The sequence below is a fragment of the Arenibacter hampyeongensis genome, assembly GCF_002909255.1.
Lineage (GTDB): Bacteria > Bacteroidota > Bacteroidia > Flavobacteriales > Flavobacteriaceae > Arenibacter > Arenibacter hampyeongensis.
In genome coordinates, this window is the sequence record NZ_PIOB01000004.1 from 171,060 (window position 1) to 189,962 (window position 18,903).

At 37.6% G+C, this 18,903-nt stretch carries 17 protein-coding genes; 10 read left to right on the forward strand and 7 right to left on the reverse strand.

The features are described 5' to 3' along the window. Nucleotides 1-26 precede the first annotated feature (26 nt). Together CWD91_RS11550 and CWD91_RS11555 are read left to right on the forward strand one after the other, a co-directional pair. On the forward strand, nucleotides 27-1,067 hold the full coding sequence (locus tag CWD91_RS11550) for a PLP-dependent cysteine synthase family protein (protein ID WP_103441113.1): 1,041 nt from the start codon (nucleotides 27-29) through the stop codon (nucleotides 1,065-1,067). Between the two features lie 124 nt (nucleotides 1,068-1,191). Next, nucleotides 1,192-2,451, forward strand: coding sequence for an aminotransferase class I/II-fold pyridoxal phosphate-dependent enzyme (locus CWD91_RS11555; RefSeq protein WP_103441114.1), 1,260 nt, complete (start codon nucleotides 1,192-1,194; stop codon nucleotides 2,449-2,451). Between the two features lie 200 nt (nucleotides 2,452-2,651). Here CWD91_RS11555 and CWD91_RS11560 read toward each other — a convergent pair whose 3' ends face one another. The 7 genes from CWD91_RS11560 to CWD91_RS11590 form a co-directional block, all read right to left on the reverse strand. After that, a complete protein-coding gene (locus tag CWD91_RS11560; protein ID WP_103441115.1) occupies nucleotides 2,652-3,608 on the reverse strand; it encodes a sterol desaturase family protein in 957 nt (318 codons plus the stop codon). Nucleotides 3,609-3,744: 136 nt separating this feature from the next. Next, nucleotides 3,745-6,420 (reverse strand): DNA gyrase/topoisomerase IV subunit A, encoded by a 2,676-nt coding sequence (locus tag CWD91_RS11565; RefSeq protein WP_103441116.1) that lies wholly within the window; start codon nucleotides 6,418-6,420, stop codon nucleotides 3,745-3,747. Nucleotides 6,421-6,465: 45 nt separating this feature from the next. After that, nucleotides 6,466-8,328 carry a DNA topoisomerase IV subunit B gene (locus CWD91_RS11570; RefSeq protein WP_103441117.1) on the reverse strand — a complete coding sequence of 621 codons (1,863 nt, stop codon included), beginning with the start codon at nucleotides 8,326-8,328 and terminating at the stop codon, nucleotides 6,466-6,468. Nucleotides 8,329-8,850: 522 nt separating this feature from the next. Then, complete coding sequence (locus CWD91_RS11575) at nucleotides 8,851-9,363, reverse strand: hypothetical protein (protein ID WP_103441118.1); 513 nt, start codon at nucleotides 9,361-9,363, stop codon at nucleotides 8,851-8,853. A gap of 120 nt (nucleotides 9,364-9,483) precedes the next feature. Continuing rightward, entirely contained in the window at nucleotides 9,484-10,203 is a 720-nt protein-coding gene (locus CWD91_RS11580; protein WP_103441119.1) for a Crp/Fnr family transcriptional regulator, read from the reverse strand. A 201-nt stretch (nucleotides 10,204-10,404) separates the two neighbouring features. After that, nucleotides 10,405-10,956 (reverse strand): GNAT family N-acetyltransferase, encoded by a 552-nt coding sequence (locus CWD91_RS11585; protein WP_103441120.1) that lies wholly within the window; start codon nucleotides 10,954-10,956, stop codon nucleotides 10,405-10,407. Further along, nucleotides 10,953-11,600, reverse strand: coding sequence for an alpha/beta hydrolase (locus tag CWD91_RS11590; protein ID WP_103441121.1), 648 nt, complete (start codon nucleotides 11,598-11,600; stop codon nucleotides 10,953-10,955). The genes CWD91_RS11585 and CWD91_RS11590 overlap by 4 nt, the downstream gene beginning before the upstream one ends. Before the next feature lie 71 nt (nucleotides 11,601-11,671). Between CWD91_RS11590 and CWD91_RS11595 the strand changes: the two genes are divergently transcribed. The 8 genes from CWD91_RS11595 (at nucleotide 11,672) to CWD91_RS11630 (ending at nucleotide 18,810) form a co-directional block, all read left to right on the forward strand. Beyond that, the gene (locus CWD91_RS11595; RefSeq protein WP_103441122.1) at nucleotides 11,672-12,094 is read left to right on the forward strand and encodes a PaaI family thioesterase; all 423 of its coding nucleotides are present in this window, start codon (nucleotides 11,672-11,674) and stop codon (nucleotides 12,092-12,094) included. A gap of 1 nt (nucleotide 12,095) precedes the next feature. Then, nucleotides 12,096-13,205, forward strand: coding sequence for a chorismate-binding protein (locus CWD91_RS11600; protein WP_103441123.1), 1,110 nt, complete (start codon nucleotides 12,096-12,098; stop codon nucleotides 13,203-13,205). 56 nt (nucleotides 13,206-13,261) lie between these two features. Beyond that, nucleotides 13,262-15,016: a 2-succinyl-5-enolpyruvyl-6-hydroxy-3-cyclohexene-1-carboxylic-acid synthase gene (menD, locus tag CWD91_RS11605; RefSeq protein ID WP_103441124.1), complete on the forward strand. Its 1,755-nt coding sequence runs from the start codon at nucleotides 13,262-13,264 to the stop codon at nucleotides 15,014-15,016. Between the two features lie 37 nt (nucleotides 15,017-15,053). Beyond that, entirely contained in the window at nucleotides 15,054-15,398 is a 345-nt protein-coding gene (locus CWD91_RS11610; RefSeq protein ID WP_103441125.1) for a DUF2853 family protein, read from the forward strand. 87 nt (nucleotides 15,399-15,485) lie between these two features. Next, a complete protein-coding gene (locus tag CWD91_RS11615) occupies nucleotides 15,486-16,316 on the forward strand; it encodes a CvfB family protein (RefSeq protein WP_103441126.1) in 831 nt (276 codons plus the stop codon). Nucleotides 16,317-16,499: 183 nt separating this feature from the next. Then, nucleotides 16,500-17,111 (forward strand): SPOR domain-containing protein, encoded by a 612-nt coding sequence (locus CWD91_RS11620; protein WP_103441127.1) that lies wholly within the window; start codon nucleotides 16,500-16,502, stop codon nucleotides 17,109-17,111. Between the two features lies 1 nt (nucleotide 17,112). Then, entirely contained in the window at nucleotides 17,113-18,021 is a 909-nt protein-coding gene (menA, locus tag CWD91_RS11625) for a 1,4-dihydroxy-2-naphthoate octaprenyltransferase (protein ID WP_103441128.1), read from the forward strand. 33 nt (nucleotides 18,022-18,054) lie between these two features. Further along, nucleotides 18,055-18,810 (forward strand): LytR/AlgR family response regulator transcription factor, encoded by a 756-nt coding sequence (locus tag CWD91_RS11630; protein ID WP_103441129.1) that lies wholly within the window; start codon nucleotides 18,055-18,057, stop codon nucleotides 18,808-18,810. The last annotated feature ends 93 nt before the right edge of the window (nucleotides 18,811-18,903 follow it).

An 18,903-nucleotide genomic window follows, 5' to 3' on the forward strand; every position in this document is an offset into this window, starting at 1 on the left:
ATATGTTCTAAACCTAGAAATTGTTTATGGAACAAAAGATAAACGCTTGTAACAACCTCCTAGAACTTGTAGGAAACACCCCATTAATCAAACTAAATAAAATAGCTGCCAACCTTGAAGGCAATTTTTACGCCAAGGTTGAAGGCTTTAATCCAGGACATTCTTCCAAAGACCGTATAGCCCTTTATATTATTGAAGAGGCGGAGCGCAAGGGTTTATTAAAGAAGGGGAGTACCATTATAGAGACTACCTCGGGAAATACAGGTTTTAGCATCGCCATGATCAGTATTATAAAAGGTTATGATTGCATTTTGGCAGTAAGTTCAAAATCTTCCAAAGATAAAATAGACATGTTAAGGTCTATGGGGGCCAAAGTATATGTTTGTCCAGCGCACGTAAGTGCCGATGATCCCAGGTCCTATTATGAAGTGGCCAAAAGATTGCACGAGGAAACGGAGGGATCCATATATATCAATCAATATTTTAATGATTTAAATTCCGAAGCCCATTACAAAAGTACTGGACCGGAAATTTGGAAACAGACCAATGGACATATTACCCATTTGGTTGCCTGTAGTGGTACAGGAGGTACTATTTCAGGTACGGCGAAGTATCTGAAGGAGCAAAATCCGAATATTCGTGTAATAGGAGTGGATGCTTATGGCTCCGTTCTTAAAAAGTACCATGAGACCGGAGAGTTTGATACTAAGGAGATTTATCCATACAGAATTGAAGGCTTGGGTAAAAATCTGATACCTACTGCCACCAACTTCGATGTTATAGATGAGTTTATTAAGGTTACCGATGAAGAAAGCGCCCATATGGCTAGGGAGATATCCAGAACCGAGGGACTTTTTGTTGGTTACACTAGCGGTGCGGTAATGCAAGCGGTTAGGCAATTGGAAGAAATGGGGGAGTTTAATGAATATAGTAATGTGGTAGTTATTTTTCCCGATCATGGATCTAGGTATATGAGCAAGATATACAGTGATCAATGGATGGCCGATCAAGGTTTCTTTGACAGCAAGAATGTTGAAGAGCCACAAAAAATAGAATTCCTAAAGTAGGAAGTATGTAAAACCTATGATATTAAAAGCAGCGGTTCATAAGTCGTTGCTTTTTATGTATTAAATAAGTTGCATATGCATATTAAAAATATATACTTTTGCAGTAATAATCAATGTAGGCTAGATGAGAGATTTATTTGACAGAATTATCGAAAATAAAGGTCCTTTAGGAAAATGGGCTTCCCAGGCAGAGGGATATTTTGTATTTCCAAAATTAGAGGGCCCTATATCCAATAGGATGAAGTTTCAGGGAAAGGAAGTAATCACTTGGAGTATTAATGATTACTTGGGATTGGCTAATTTGCCGGAAGTAAAAAAGGTAGATGGTGAAGCAGCTTTGGAGTACGGTGCTGCTTTTCCTATGGGAGCTAGAATGATGAGTGGCCATACAGATTTTCACGAACAGTTGGAGCAGGAACTTGCTACTTTTGTTAAAAAAGAATCTGCTTATTTGTTGAACTTTGGATACCAAGGAATGGTTTCTGCCATTGATGCTTTGGTTTCCAAAGATGATATTATCGTATATGATGTGGATGCACATGCCTGTATTATAGATGGGGTGCGATTACATATGGGTAAGCGTTTTACCTTTAAGCATAACGATATTGAAAGTCTTGAGAAAAATTTGGATCGTGCTGTTAAGATGGCCGATCAGACCGGAGGGGGTATATTGGTGATATCCGAAGGTGTTTTTGGAATGCGTGGTGAACAGGGCAAATTAAAGGAAATTGTTGCCCTAAAGAAGAAGTATAATTTCAGATTGTTTGTTGATGATGCACATGGCTTTGGGACTTTGGGTGAAACCGGGGCCGGGGCAGGTGAGGAGCAGGGAATACAGGATGATATAGATGTTTATTTTGCAACCTTTGCAAAATCTATGGCAGGTATCGGGGCCTTTTTGGCAGCGGATAAAGAGATTATAGATTATCTAAAATATAACTTGCGTTCCCAAATGTTCGCAAAATCATTGCCAATGATTTATGTAAAGGGAGCTTTAAAGAGGTTGGATATGCTACGCACCCAACCAGAGCTTAAGGCCAAACTTTGGGAAAACGTGAATGCATTGCAAAATGGGCTTAAGGAAAGAGGCTTTGATATAGGTACTACCACTAGTTGTGTAACGCCTGTTTATCTTAATGGCAGTATTCCGGAAGCCATGGCATTGGTAAAGGATTTAAGGGAGAATTTTGGAATATTCTGTTCTATTGTAGTATATCCTGTAATTCCTAAGGGACTGATTCTGTTAAGAATGATACCTACAGCTACACATACCTTAAAGGACGTTTCAGAAACCTTGGAGGCTTTCTCGGTTATTCGCGAACGATTACAGAATGGTACTTACAAAAGGTTGTCTGCCGCAGTAGCAGCAGCCATGGGAGAATAAAACTATTTCAACAATAACGACAAAAGCCAACTTATTTAAGTTGGCTTTTGTCGTTTAAATAATAAGGTTATAGAGGAGCCAAAGGGGTCTTCAGAGGCTGTTTTCCATTAATGTGACACTCTTGGTTCAATTGCCAAAAGAAATGGATATAAAACCTTAGGTGTAGATAGCGCACAAAAGATTATAAACAGTGCCCATCTTTAATTGGGCCTGCTAAAGGCTATCTCGGGATTGGAGTTCTTTTGCTCCCTAAACAATCGTTGTTGCTGTTTTACCGTAAGTGTGCTGCCATCCGGACTCCATCCAGGAGGGCCGAAAATATACTTCAAGGCATGGGTAAGTTTTTTCGACTTCTTAACATCTTGGTAAATATCCTTGAATTCATGTGTTAGGATAACTACCGGATTGTGTGAGTTTGGGGCGTGAATTACACCGTATTTAACATCAATATCGTCATCCAACTCTTTCCAAGTTCCAAAAATTTTGTCAAAAATATTCAAAAAACCACCGTGATTTTTGTCCAAATATTCCACATTTTGTGCGTGGTGTACCTGATGCATGGTATGTGTGTTAAAGATTTTTTCAATGAATCCCATTTTGGGAACATAAACAGAATGCAGTTGAAATTGCCACAAGGCTTCTATTCCCAAGCACACCACTACCATCTCGGGTGGAAAACCAATTGCTGGCATCCACATGTAAAATAAGGGCTTATATAATATGGTGAACCATCCATTGCGTACCGCTGTACCCAAATTGAAGTTGTCTGAGGAATGATGTACTATGTGGGCAGCCCATAAGATTCGGACTTCATGATTTGCCCTGTGAAACCAGTAGTAGGTAAAATCGTCCGCTAACTGACAAAGAAGCCAAATATACCAGGCATATCCAAAAGATGTATATCCAAGAATGTTGGTTCTAATCCCGTCTGTAACCGGGTTGAATAATTCATAGGTGAATTCGAATATTACAATGGCGGATACAACCTTGATCAGAGGAGCAATAATGGCAGATCCAACGCCCATAAAACCACTGGCCGCCAAATCTTTCCAGTCATATAATTTATCATCGCCATGTGTCTTGCTATAGGTAAGCTCTAAGAGGATAAAAGCAATAAAACAGGGTACTCCATATACCAGGGGGTTGGTAAAATCCATAAAAAAAATCCGTTTTCGCAAATATAGGACATTACTAAAGGAATCCTCAATTAATTATCCCAATTAACCTTTAATTAATGAAAATAACAATCTAAAACAATGTATTCGCAATATGGAATAATATTTTAAAAGGTATTTAAAAAAGCGTTGTCTGTGTTTCGTCGTCGTCTTGTGATGAATTCTTTAGTTTATTGGGTTCTTCTTCAATAGTCTTGGACCCATCGGAATTAGGTTTATCCGTTGATACTACATTTTCTTCATCTACCACCTCTATTTCGTTTGTTTCGCTTTCCTTAGGCTCCTCATAAGGGAGTGGGTCCAGGGAATTTATATTTTTCACCTTATCCGAAGTAAGCTGATTGCCTAAAGCTTTTATCCCCTTAATGGATATAAATCCCTCCAAATCAACGATTTGATTAGGCTTTACATCTTTACCCCTTGGCTTTGTAAATTCAATTTCAACCACTGGTCTCCAGTCTGTGGAAGCCAGTTCTAAGAACGATTTTGGATGTTCTGAAATAAAAAGTTCCTCTTTGTTTTCGTTCTCGATTAAAAAGCGCTTTACGTAATAACGGTCCTTCTCCCCTTCGTAGTAAATTGCCGATAAGGGTTTGTTGGGATTCCACTTTTCCAAAACCACCATATCATCATCAAAATGGGTGGATAGGTTGGGGATGAATGTTTTGGCCAATCCTTTTTGTGTGACCACCAACAGCATATCATCGCCCTTAAATTCTCCTAATAGTTCCCCTCTACCATCTACATTCAATCTACGGACAATTTCATCGAACCATATTTTTCTAGGTTTAAGGGTAGAAACTCCTTTTTCCTTTAATTCAATTCGTTTCACGGAGTATTTGGTAACAATGTTGCCTTTTGAGGCCCTGCCTTTGATCAATACGTCTGCGAAATCAATATCCCACTTTAATTTTTTAATACTTCCTACCTGCCTCAATAGAACGGTAATAACTTCCGCCTCCCCATTGGGGTTGGCAGAAAAATACAATACTTCGGATTGTGGCTTCCCGGCAGAGAGGTCGTAAGGTTTGTCTCTGGTAACTCCCGTAACATGGAATCTCTTAATATAACTAGGTCCACCCTTGCCATCCTTGTAAATCATATTGTAGATGGTTCGTTTGTCCTTTTTCTTGAAGACTGCTACATGAATAATGTTTTTGCCTACGAATATCTTCGAATCCACTTTGGCAATCATCATTTTGCCGTCTTGGGTAAAAACAATAATATCATCTATGTCGCTGCAATCCGTTACATATTCGTCCCGTTTCAAGGAAGTTCCAACAAAGCCTTCCTCCCGATTTACATATAGTTTAGTGTTTCTAATAACTACTTTAGTTGCTTCGATATCGTCAAATACCCGGATTTCCGATTTTCGTTCCCGGCCCTTTCCGTATTTCTCCTTTAATGATTTGAAGTAGTTGATAGCAAATTCGATAAGGTTTGCCAAATGATGTTTTACTTCAGCAATCTTATCCTCCAAACTGTCCAAATACTGTTGCGCCTTGTCCAAATCAAATTTAGAGATTCTTTTGATCCTTATTTCCGTAAGCCTAACAATATCATCTTCGGTAACTTTCCTCTTTAGGTGTTTGGTGAATGGTGCAAGACCCCGGTCTATAGCTGCTATGACACCCTCCCAAGTTTCTTCCTCTTCAATGTCCCTATAGATTCTATTTTCAATAAAAATACGCTCAAGGGAGGCAAAATGCCATTGCTCTTCCAGCTCTCCAAGTTGTATTTCCAACTCTGCCTTGAGCAATTCCACGGTGTAATCCGTGGAACGTTGCAGCATTTCCGTAACCCCAATAAATAACGGTTTATTGTCCTCGATAATACAGCCTAAAGGAGATATGGAGGATTCACAGGAGGTAAAGGCGTAAAGGGCGTCTATAGTCTTGTCTGGCGAAAGGCCTGATGGTAAATGCACTAAAATTTCGACCTCCGCGGCCGTGTTATCCTCTATTTTTTTGATTTTTATTTTCCCCTTTTCATTTGCTTTTAAGATCGAGTCTATTAAAGAAGATGTATTGGTTCCATAAGGTATCTCCTTGATCACCAGGGTGTTTTTATCCAACTGCTGTATTTTGGCCCGTACTCTTATTTTTCCACCTCTTAATCCGTCGTTGTAATTGCTTACATCTATAATCCCTGAAGTTGGAAAGTCGGGATAAATCGTAAATCGCTGTCCTTTCAGATGTTTTATAGAGGCTTCTATAAGCTCTATGAAATTATGCGGAAGCACTTTTGTAGAGAGTCCCACAGCAATACCCTCCGCACCTTGTGCCAGCAGGAGAGGGAATTTAACAGGTAGATTTACAGGTTCCTTTTTTCTGCCGTCATAAGATTGCTGCCATTCAGTGATTTTTGGACTAAAGACCACTTCCAGGGCAAACTTGGTCAATCTGGCTTCTATGTAACGGGAAGCTGCTGCACTGTCCCCAGTTAAAATGTTCCCCCAGTTACCTTGGGTGTCTATTAAAAGATCTTTTTGGCCTATTTGCACCATCGCATCTGCAATACTGGCATCACCATGTGGGTGGTATTGCATGGTGTGGCCCACAACATTGGCTACTTTGTTATATCTACCATCGTCCAACTCTTTTAGTGCATGCATGATCCTTCGCTGAACAGGTTTAAATCCGTCCTCGATTGCGGGTACAGCACGTTCTAAAATTACATAGGAAGCATAATCTAAAAACCAGTCTTTATACATGCCCGTTACTTTCGTAAGGGCATCATTGGATTCTTCTTGATTTTCTTGTGGCACTTCGTTCAGTTCTTCATTCTCTTCCATAAAGAAAGATTCGTATTAGTTTGGCCTGCCTGCCGGCAGACAGGTTTATAATTGGTTTTCTTCAACTAAGTCAACCTCTACCTTGAGGTTGTTAATAATAAATTCTTGCCGGTCAGGGGTGTTTTTTCCCATATAGAACTCCAACATGGTTTCTATAGGCATCGATTTGTCCAACATCACCGGCTCCAATCTGATGTCTTCACCAATAAAATGTTGAAATTCATCGGGTGATATTTCGCCCAAACCTTTGAATCTCGTCAATTCGGGCTTTCCTGTTAACTTCTCTATGGCCTGTAGTTTTTCCTCATGACTGTAGCAGTAATAGGTGTCTTTTTTATTTCGGACCCTAAACAATGGAGTCTGTAGTATATATAAGTGATTTTCCTTAATAAGCTCAGGGAAAAATTGAAGAAAGAAAGTAATCAATAATAGCCTAATGTGCATTCCGTCAACATCCGCATCCGTTGCTATTACGATTTTGTTATATCTTAAATCCTCCATGGATTCCTCAATGTTCAATGCGGCCTGTAGCAGGTTGAACTCCTCGTTTTCGTAAACAATTTTTTTGGACATGCCGTAAGAGTTCAAAGGTTTCCCCCTTAAACTAAAAACGGCTTGGGTGTTAACGTCGCGCGATTTTGTGATAGATCCGGAAGCTGAATCTCCCTCAGTTATAAACAAAGTGCTTTCCAAGCAGCGGTCATTTTTTGAATCTGCCAAATGAACTCTACAATCCCTTAGTTTTTTGTTGTGCAGATTGGCTTTTTTTGCCCTGTCCTTTGCTAGTTTTCGAATACCGGACAGTTCCTTTCGCTCCCGCTCTGCCTGCATTATTTTGCGCTGAAGCTTCTCTGCAGTGTCAGGATTCTTATGAAGGTAGTTATTGAGTTGGGTACCGACAAAATCGTTGATATAGGTTCGCACCGTTGGTAAATCGCCACCCATATCCGTTGACCCCAATTTAGTTTTGGTCTGACTCTCAAAAACGGGTTCCATCACCTTTATGGCAATAGCAGAAATAATGGATTTTCTTATATCTGATGGGTCATAATTTTTACCGTAAAAATCCCTTATCGTCTTTACTATGGCCTCCCTAAATGCCGTTTGATGTGTTCCACCTTGTGTTGTATTCTGACCGTTTACAAATGAATGGTATTCTTCGCTGTATTGCGTTTTACTGTGGGTAATGGCAATTTCGATATCGTTGCCCTTCAAATGGATTATAGGGTAGGTCATATCGTCCAGACTATTATTGTCTTCCAATAAATCCTTAAGTCCATTTTCAGAGAAAAATTTCTCCCCATTGAAGATAATGGTCAGTCCCGGATTAAGATAAACATAGTTTTTGAGCATGCGTTCCACATACTCGTTTCTGTACTTGTATTTTTTAAAGATTATTTCGTCAGGGGTAAAGGATACTTTGGTTCCTTTTCGCTTTGAGGTATCTTCCGGGCCTACTTCTGCAACAAGGTTCCCCTGTTGGAATTCAGCGGTTTTTAACATATTGTCCCTTGAGGACTGTACTTTGAAAAAGCTGGATAAGGCGTTTACGGCTTTTGTACCAACCCCATTTAAACCTACCGATTTTTTAAAAGCTCTTGAATCGTATTTACCGCCAGTGTTCATCTTGGATACGACGTCCACTACTTTTCCCAAAGGTATTCCACGGCCATAATCCCGTACATTAACCACATTATCTTTAATAGCGATATCTATGGTCTTGCCAGCTCCCATTACAAATTCATCAATACAGTTATCTATTACCTCTTTTAGGAGGATATAAATTCCGTCATCTGCAGAGGATCCATCACCCAATTTGCCAATGTACATTCCCGGACGCATCCGGATATGTTCCTTCCAGTCTAATGAGCGAATGTTATCTTCTGTATATTGGGCGTTATCTGACATGTTCTAGGGCTTTTTCCAAAGTGTTGCTAATATAGCAAGTGTTATAAAAAGATGAAACCCCTATGCATTAAAGTAATTAACAAAGGAAACTGTTCATTTGTTGATAGTATTACGATTTTAATTAAAATAAATCCACTTGACCTTCACCATTTGACCAAATTTTAATTGTGAAGTTAGTTTAACTACACAACGGTGTTATAGTTTACAAAGAATAACAATGATTCAATCCTGGATTTAGGCCATTGGAAATAGTAGTTATGCCACATTATCCTCTCTTTATCAAGAACATATTCCTGCTAAAGTGGTGGTGGTTTTACTAGAATTTAAGCAAATACATGGGTAACATCCCTTAAATTTAATGATAAAAGGAAAGTAACCCAAGTATTAGACAATAATTTAGGAAACAACAGTATGTTGAATCGTAGACAAAATGTATATACCGATCGGAATTATAACACGAAGGTGGCCGGTATTTCTATATAAAAGCATAAACGGAATCCTAGATAAGTGGTAAAGACCAATTTACAAAATCTTGCCATCAGCATCAACTTTCAGTTTCTTTTTTACATTACCATTCCTTAGTTTTAATTGATAAATTTTGATCGGCCTTTTGCCTTTATAGTAAGTAACCATATAGCGATTTTTATCCATTGTCCAATTAGGGTATTTTACATAAACGCTATTTCGAACAGGCTGGGGAGGTGTTACATCTTTAAACCTCTCCAAAGTAGATATAACTCTGCCATTCGGGTCATAAGTAGCTATAATACTTCCATTGGTTTGGGCGAAATAAACTACGTAAGGAGATTGGCTTTTATAGTATTCCGGGTCTTTACGGATATCATAGACTGCTGCTTCAGTCTGTAAGTTTTTGACAAAATCAGGAGTGGCTTCCACATATACCACATTGCGATAGGAATGGTTCAAAATAGGAGAGATGGTTACTCCTTCCAGCTTAACTGCCTTAACTGGATCTTGGGAATACCCAACAAGCGTAAAGCATAAAATACCGACTTCAATTAGTGATTTCTTCATGATTATTAGATTTTAGAGTTGTAAGCTAAATTTACTTTATCCAAAAGTCCTTGCCTGCTACCTAGGTAGCAGGCAAGGACTTTTAACAAAGCTTTGTGATAACCTGGGAGAAGCAGTTTTTTATGAATGTGGCTGTTTGGGAATGGATTGACGTTTTTGTAACAAAAGAGGCAAGTCGATTATTTCTATATTTCCGCCATCAATTCTCAGTATGCCAATTTCCTTAAATTCTTGGAGGTGCCGATTAAGCACGGCTCTTGTAGTACCAATTAAACCTGCAAGGATATTATTGGTAAGCCCATTGATCAATTCAATTTTATTGGTCTCCTTGTTTAGATGTTCGATCAATAATTTTGCCAGGCGGGTGGAAGTATCCATAGAACAAAGGTCGAATACTTTGTCCTCCAATTTCTCGGTCTTTCTAACCAGATAGTTCATTATTGGCCCAATAATTTTAGGATTTTCCTTTATCCATAGGCGCATTTGATCCATGGGAATACAAATCAGTTCAGCCGAGGACAACACTTCGTAGTAAAGTCTGCTGGCATGACCATTCATTAAGGTACATACATTAAAAAAATCATTTTTTGTCAATATGGAATGAATGAGCTCCCTATTAATGCCATTTTCATAATTGTACTCTTTTATCTTTCCAGAAATTAAAATGTAAAACTTATGCAATGTATGGTCTGTGTCCAGAACACATGTTTTTTTTGGCCATAACTGGTTGTTGGAAATTTCAAGGAGAGATTTAAGGGAGTCGTTGTGAAGGTCGCCGAAAAGGCTATTTTCCCTTAAAGTTTCGTAATAGTATCCATATTGTTTTAATCCATTGTTCATAAAACTAGATTTAAACTGATATGAATTGGCTAGGAGGGTAGTCGCTAATTCTTCATTACACTTAAATAGCTTTGGAGTTAAATAGCTTCTTTATTATAGAAGGGAGGGAATAAATTTACGATAAAATACTTTTAATTTTTTCTTAATTGTGATGTTACCAAAAAATAAATATGGTTCAATTAACTCGGTTGCTAAATCTCCTTATCCGCTCCAATCTTCCTTTAATATACCGTAGCAGCAGGTATTTCTTTTGAATCCATCCAATAGGTAAACATTTTTACGTAAAACACCTTCTAATTTTGCACCTAGTTTTTCTACTGCCTTACGGGAACGAATATTGCGTTCATCAATTCTAAATTCAACCTTTTCGAAAAGCATTTCATGAAATATGTAATTGAGCATTAATAATTTTACCTGTCCATTTAGACCCGTACCCTGAAATTCCCGCCCAATCCATGTGGAGCCTATTTCAAGAACTTTGTTTTTGTAGTCAATGTTCATAAATCGGGTGCTCCCGGCGTATCTTGAGGTTTTTTTGTCATAGATTATAAAGGGCATGGCAGAACAATCCATTTCCTTCTCCAGAGCCTGTTCTACGTAATTTTTTAAAGCTTCGGCAGATTCAATATCCGAAGGGGAGTATTGAACAAGCTTTTCTTGACCGGCAATAGGCAACAATAAATGGTAATTACTTAGAGTTAATGGGGTTAGTTTTATAAATTCGTTTTCCAGAGTTGGGGTAGGAACTCTCATCTGATCAGGTTGTTTAGAATTTCTTTTTTAATTTCATGTCCACCTTCAAATTTAATTAATTGGGCTCTTCCAAAAAATAGGCTATCAACTTTTTCTTGCTCCTTTTTCAGTCGGGCTTCTGTAATAAATTCGTCCTTATTGCCAATTACTAATTTTATCTTGGCATTTTTGGATTCTGAAAATTTAAAATCTTCGGGAGTAAGTTCTTCGGGAATTCCCCCTGCATATATTATCAACTGGTCAAAGCTGATTTTACTATTCGCAACCCAACGTGTAGCGATTGATACCCCTTGGGAAAATCCCAGTATAATAAGTTGGCAATGGTCCGGGATTTTTTCCAAAGCATACAGATTATCCATATAACTCAGTACGTTTTCCGTTTCCCTAATCCTATCCACTTTTGTAAGCCAACTGGCACCAACATGCTTAAAATCTTTGTTCAAATAGTATTTTGATGGTGCCTGTGGAGCTATAATATAGTTTTCTTCACTGGGTAATCCGTTAAAATACTTAAGAAAGTATTTGCTTAAAAATCCCATACCATGAAAAATAATCCAGACATTCTTGGTGTTCTTGGTAAGCGTATTCAAGGTGCTATAAGTATTGGTAGTCGTATACGAAACATGCTTTTCTTGGGATTCCATAAATTTTAGATAAGGGATAAAGTAACACAATAGTTGTATTTCTAATGCTTAATTTTACGAAAAATTAATTCATGAACGAATACAAAGAAAAAATACTCAGAATTTGTAATGAGTCCAGCAAGGGAACTTTGGCGGAAACCTTGGAGATAGAGTATATTGATGTGGGAGAAAATTTTTTGCTCGCCAAAATGCCCGTTGGCCCTAAAGTTCACCAACCGGACGGTGTTTTGCATGGGGGAGCAACTGTGGCTCTAGCAGAAAGCGTAGGAAGTGCTGCCTGTTTTATTTTTTTGGACACCAAGGAGTTTTTTGTTCGGGGATTGGAAATATCAGCCAATCATGTCAAGAGTATTCGTGCAGGTGAGGTTTTTGCAAAGGCGGTTGTTCTACATAAGGGGCGTACAACGCAAATTTGGGATATTAAGGTAACGGATGCAGAAGGAAATTTAATTTCAATTTGTAAATTATCTACGATATCATTACCTAGAAAATAGTATGTCTTTAAGTTTTTTGGATCAAATTAGTAAACAGTTCAATAGTCGTCTTCCCTTTGTTGCTTATAGGAAGCCCAATGAGGTTGAAGTAAAGGTTATTTTTCAAAGGGACCAGGAATTGCATTATGTGAACGACTATTCCGAAAGTGGTTTTGTTTTTGCCCCGTTCGATTCGCAAAGCCCTACAGTTTTAATTAAGAACGAAGAGACTTTCGTTGAAGCTTTTGAATCGAATCCAAAGTATTCTGAAAACCCAATAATCCCTCTTCCAGATCAGGACTGTGATAAAGATTTTTATCTCGAATTAATTAATAAGGCGATATGTAAAATTGAATCTGGTAAAATTGACAAAGTAGTTCTTTCCAGAAGTATTGAATTGGAAATATCCAAGTCACCTTTTGATTTGTTCAGGGAATTGTTGCATCAATATACAACTGCTTTTTGTTACATCTGGTTTCATCCTAAAGTTGGTCTGTGGCTGGGAGCCACCCCTGAAATATTTTTGGAAACTAGGAACGATCAATTCAAAACCATGTCCTTGGCGGGAACTCAATTATATAATGGCGAAGAAGTTCCCAATTGGCAAGATAAGGAGTTGGTGGAACAAGATATGGTAACCCAATTCATCTGCGATTCCTTGGAGAATAAGGTTTCTTCCCTTTTGGTATCGGAAGCCATATCCGCTAAGGCAGGAAATCTTTGGCATATAAAAACATCGGTATCGGGCAAGATGAATTCATCAGGTCTGGAAGAAATTATAAACGCGCTACATCCAACCCCGGCCGTTTGTGGGGTACCAAAAACGGAGGCCAAGGAGTTTATCCTAAATAATGAGAATTATGACAGACAGTACTATACCGGATATTTGGGTGAATTAAATTTTAAGGAAGAAATAAGCAGGCCATCGACTAGGAAAAATCAGGAAAATAGGGCTTACAGGACTATTAAGAACAAAACCTCATTATACGTGAATTTGCGATGCATGCAAATTTTGGGAAATAAAGTAAAGATTTATGTGGGCGGAGGTATAACCAGTGGGTCGGTCCCAGAAAAGGAATGGCAGGAGACAATAGATAAAAGTAGTACCATGTTGAATATAGTTTTAAAGTAGGCTAAAAAGAGAAATTCAATTGGTTTTAGAATTAGCTGCGTTGTATTTTTGCAGTAATGAAATATTCCAGTATTCCTTCAGCACAGTCTGTTGTCTATCATTGCAAAGCAAGGGGCATAAGAAATATAATTATTTCTCCAGGGTCAAGAAATGCGCCCTTGACGATAAGTTTTTCGGAAGACCCTTTTTTTAAGTGCTTTAGTATCGTGGACGAGCGATGTGCAGCATTTTTTGCCTTGGGTATAGCTCAACAGCTCAGGGAGCCTACAATTGTTTTGTGCACCTCAGGTAGCGCATTATTAAACTATTATCCCGCAATTGCCGAAGCTTTTTATAGTGATATTCCCATAATTGTTCTTTCTGCGGACAGGCCGCTCTATAAGGTGGATATTGGGGACGGACAAACCATTAGGCAAGGAAATGTTTTTATCAACCATATTGGTTATTCTGCAAACCTTATGCAGGATGTAAGTCACGCAACCGATAAAATACGGAAATACGATCCAGGCCAATTGGTACATAATAGCGTTGATCGAACCCAGGCACAGGTACAGAAGTATAATGATTCAGAACTTGACAAGGCTTTGGATATAGCCTTTTCCTATTCTACGCCTGTACATATAAACATACCTTTTGAAGAGCCTTTATATCAGACGGTTGACTCGACTGCTCCTTTACCAGAAGTTAATTTCACACATGTAAAGAAACAAAGTAGTGAAGAGGAATGGCAGGATTGCCATAAAGCATGGCAAAACGCCTCTCGAAAAATGATTTTGGTTGGTGTAAATCCACCTAATGCAGTGGAGCGGCAATATTTGGAAATACTGGCGAATGACCCATCGGTTATAGTATTTACGGAAAGTACCTCCAATTTATTCCACCCCAAATTTTTCCCCAATATAGACAGTATCATAGCACCTATTGAGAAATCTGGCAACAAGGACGAATTGTTTAAAATGTTACAGCCTGAAGTAGTTCTAACTTTTGGGGGGCTCATTGTATCAAAAAAAATAAAAGCCTTTTTAAGGGAATATTCTCCTTCACTGCATTGGCATGTAGATATAAAAAAGGCGAACGACACCTTTTTTTGTCTGACCAAGCATTTTAAGACCAATCCCAACGATTTTTTAAAATACCTTTTGGAAGGTAACTCCTTCAAGGAAAGTGGTTACTATTCATACTGGTCAAATAAAAAGGTTCATTACAAGTTGAAAAGAAAAGAGTACTTGGAGGGAATAGTATTTTCGGATATGTGGGTGTTCCATAATGTTCTGGATAGTGTCCCCAGGAATTATCAATTACAATTGTCCAATAGTTCTACTGTTAGATATGCCCAATTGTTTGAAATGGACCCCTCTATAAGTGTATTTTGTAACCGAGGGACTAGCGGAATAGATGGAAGCACTTCGACCGCTGTAGGCGCTTCAGTATATGATGCGAATCCCACCTTATTGGTTACGGGCGATCTAAGTTTCCTCTATGACAGCAATGGTTTATGGAATAACTATATTAAGCCGAATTTTAGGATTATTGTCATCAATAACGACGGCGGTGGCATTTTTAGGATTTTACCCGGAAAAGAGGATAGCAGTAATTTTAATACCTTCTTCGAGACAACACATAATATTGATATTAGGGCCATTGCTGAAATGTATAGGTTTGGATTTGAATCTGTTTCGAATAAAACCGACTTAAAAAATGCCCTGGATGATTTTTATAAAAAGTCCGAAAAACCTAAAATATTGGAAATTAAAACCCCTAGATTATTAAATGACAAAATTTTGCTTAGTTATTTTGATTTTATATCTTAGAAGAATATAAACCTAATCATTAAGAATATTAGCAATTATGAGCAAAAGAGACGAATTAATCGAAAAATATGCGGCCGACATCAAGGATAAATTTGGTGAAGCGCCTAATATGGATTTATTGACCAAAGTCACCATTGGATTGGGGCCATCTATTTATAACATGGATGCGTCAAAAGTTTCCGGCACGGATGACAAGGAATTACAAACGGTTAAAAATAATTTCTTAATTAAAAAACTTGGCTTGAAGGATAGCCCACAATTAATGGATGCTATAAAAAGCGTGACCGATAAATATGGTAGTTCTGTGAAGAGTAAACACAGAGCAGTGGTTTATTATATGTTGGCAAAACACTTTAAAAAGGAATCCGTTTATAAGAAATAGAATCTGTGAATAATTATATATAAAGCCGCTCTTTTAAAAAGAGCGGCTTTTTTTTTTAGAGATTCTTTTTAAACGTATTTTTGCGCTATGATAGCACTTGGGAAATATAATAATTTGGAAATATTGAGGGATACTACAGTGGGTCTCTTTTTGGGTGATGATGAAGATAATGATGTATTGCTGCCTAATAAATATGTGCCGGAAGAATTTGAGATAGGTGACCGCATAGAGGTTTTTTGCTATTTGGATCATGAGGAGAGAATTGTGGCCACCACACTAATACCATTTGTCACCGTTGATCAGTTTCAATTGCTTCAGGTAGCAGAAGTGAATGAATACGGTGCTTTTATGGATTGGGGATTGGAAAAGCATTTGTTGGTTCCTTTTAGGGAACAGCGCAATAAAATGCAAGAAGGTCAATGGTATGTTGTATACTGTTATTTAGATGAAAAAACGGATAGGTTAGTGGCTTCCAATAAGTTGGATAGGTTTTTGTCCAATGATGACTTAACAGTGAATGCACTGGATCAGGTTGACCTAGTGGTTACCAGACTTACCGATTTGGGATGGGAGGTAATTATAAACCATAAACATAAAGGTTTGGTCTACGCCAACGAAGTTTTTAAAAAAGTATCCATTGGCGATAAATTATTGGGGTATATCAAGAATATTAGACCGGACAATAAGATAGATGTTAGCTTGCAGCCCATAGGGTATAAAAGTTTGGAGCCCGCGGCAAATCTAATTTATGAAAAACTTGTTTCCAACGGGGGGGTCTTAAATTTACACGACAAATCTGACCCTGAGGATATTAAGAGAATGTTGCAGATGAGCAAGAAAACTTTTAAAAAGGGTGTTGGAGCATTGTACAAAGAGCGTAAAATAGAAATTAAGTCGGATAGCATTCGCTTAATATAAAAATGGCTTTGTTTAAATGAAGGACTTTAAAGAAATGAATTTCAATAATTTAAAGATTTTTGGCTTTATTTATTTGTCGTTTTGCAACAAAAACTATTACTTTTACAACAAGCAAGTTTAAAAACTTAATTAGTCGATTTATTTTTACTAATTTTAGTACTCATCCCCTAAACAAATAAGACTATGCCATTCATAGAGGAAAGTGATTTATTGGAATTGCATAAAGATATAGACAAGGCCCAAATCATTAATGAGCGTCTATTGGATCAAATAAAATACAAGAACAAGGAATTAAAGCGAAGCAAGATACAGCGCAACCTATTTGGTAGCGTTACCGTACTTTTTTTAATTGGCACTTTGGCCGTTTTCTCCTATAATGCTGGATTTATAAGATCATCCAATTTTGAAAATAGAAATAACCTCAGAAATAATCTCCTGGTATCTATAGATAGCTTGGATGTCATAAAAGCGAGAATTGATAATCTTAAGGAGCAGAATGAAGAACTTAGCCTGGTAAAGGAGTTTTATTTGGCCAAGAAATTCTTGGATAAAGAAAAGATCTATTCAGTACAGGTTAAATCGTTTGTAGACAATAATATAACCCTTGCATCGGAGTCGCTTAGCAATACAATCTTCGCAAAAACCAATCCCTTTTATTCTTATTCCTTGGGTAATTTTGAAACTTTGGAAGAAGCCAGATCCTTTAGGTTTCAATTGGTAAAAATGGGCTTTGAAGATGCTTTCGTTGCCTCTTACAAAGAAGGTAAACGTGTAGAAATAGAAGATCCGTATTAATTTGCCTAAAATAAAAGCATGGATTAGTGCGGCCAGATTGAGGACACTTCCTCTTTCGCTATCCGGAATAGTGGTTGGTACGGCCCTCGGAAGTTTTTATGGGCAATTTCATTGGAATATTTTTGCATTCGCACTTTTAACTACAGTGGCATTTCAGGTTACTTCAAATTTCGCCAATGACTATGGCGATGGTGTTAAAGGAACCGACAATGAAAATAGGGTAGGACCGAAGCGAGCTCTTCAAAGTGGACAATTGTCTAGAACCGAACTTAAAAGTGGCATACTTTTTTCGATTGCTATTTGTGCTATTTTGGTTATTTCCCTGTTGTTCCTCTCATTTGGGACTAAAAACCTTTTGTACAGTTTAATTTTTGGCACCTTGGGAATTCTAAGTATATGGGCAGCCATAAAATATACTATTGGATCTTCGGCCTACGGATATAAGGGCTTTGGGGATTTGTTTGTGTTCCTATTTTTTGGATTGCTCGCGGTAATGGGGTCCATGTTTCTCTATACCAAGGCATTATATCCAATGACCATTTTTCCGGCAATGGCCATTGGGCTGTTAAGTACCGGGGTACTGAATCTTAATAATTTAAGGGATTACGAATCGGATAGGCTTTCCAATAAAAATACCTTGATCGTTAAGATGGGAATACAAAACGGAAAAAGATATCATGTGCTGCTAATATTATTCAGTTTTGTTAGCATGTTGGCCTTTACCATTGTAAATTTTCATAATTGGAAAAATACAATTCATTTGTTGGCATTTGTACCTATATTTATACATCTGAATAAAATGTGGAATCTGAAGAATACGGTTCTACTTGACCCTGAATTAAAGAAGTTGGCATTAAGTACTTTCTTACTGGCAATTCTCTTTTATTTTAGTTTTAATAATTTTTCGTAATTTTGAGTTAATAACCAATCAAATAAATACACTTTGGAACAACCAATTAGAATTCTTATTGTAGAGGACAACGTGATTATTGCAGATGATATGCAATCGATGTTGGAAGAGATTGGATACGAAATCGTAGACAATGTTATTGTTTACGAACAGGCAGTGGAGGTTTTAAAAAATAAGGAAGTTGATCTAGTGTTGATCGACATAATTTTGGCCTCGGATAAAACTGGTATCGACCTGGGTAAGCACATCCGGGAAAATTATAACATCCCATTTATTTTTGTAACATCCAATTCGGATCGCGCCACCGTTGAAAATGCCAAGACCGTAAAGCCCAATGGCTATTTGGTTAAGCCATTTGAGCAACAGGATTTATATACTTCCATTGAAATTGCACTGTCCAACTTTATTTCCGTAAAAAATAATGGGGCAGGAGAGAGTCAGGAAGAGGAAGATGATAGGTTAATGTCCAACAAAGTATTGAAGGATTCAATTTTCGTTAAAAAGCAACATTTGTATTATCGAATTCAGTTTGGGGATATACAGTTCATAAAGGCGGACAACGTATATTTGGAAGTAAATACAGTGGATAAAAAGTTTTTGGTACGTTCTCCTCTAAAGGATTATTTGGAGAAATTACCGCAACAAAAATTTTATAGGGCACATAAATCCTATATTGTTAACGTGGATCATATCGATGCCATTAACTCCAAGGATATTCTGATCAACAATACGCTGATTCCTATTTCAAAAGAATTTAAGGAATTCATTATATCGGCTATGAATTCTTAATGAATAACATAACGTAAGGGATATTAAGGTGCTTTAGGGCACCTTTTTAGGTTTATATGAATAATGGTTACTTTTTGCCAAGTCTTCGGAGAA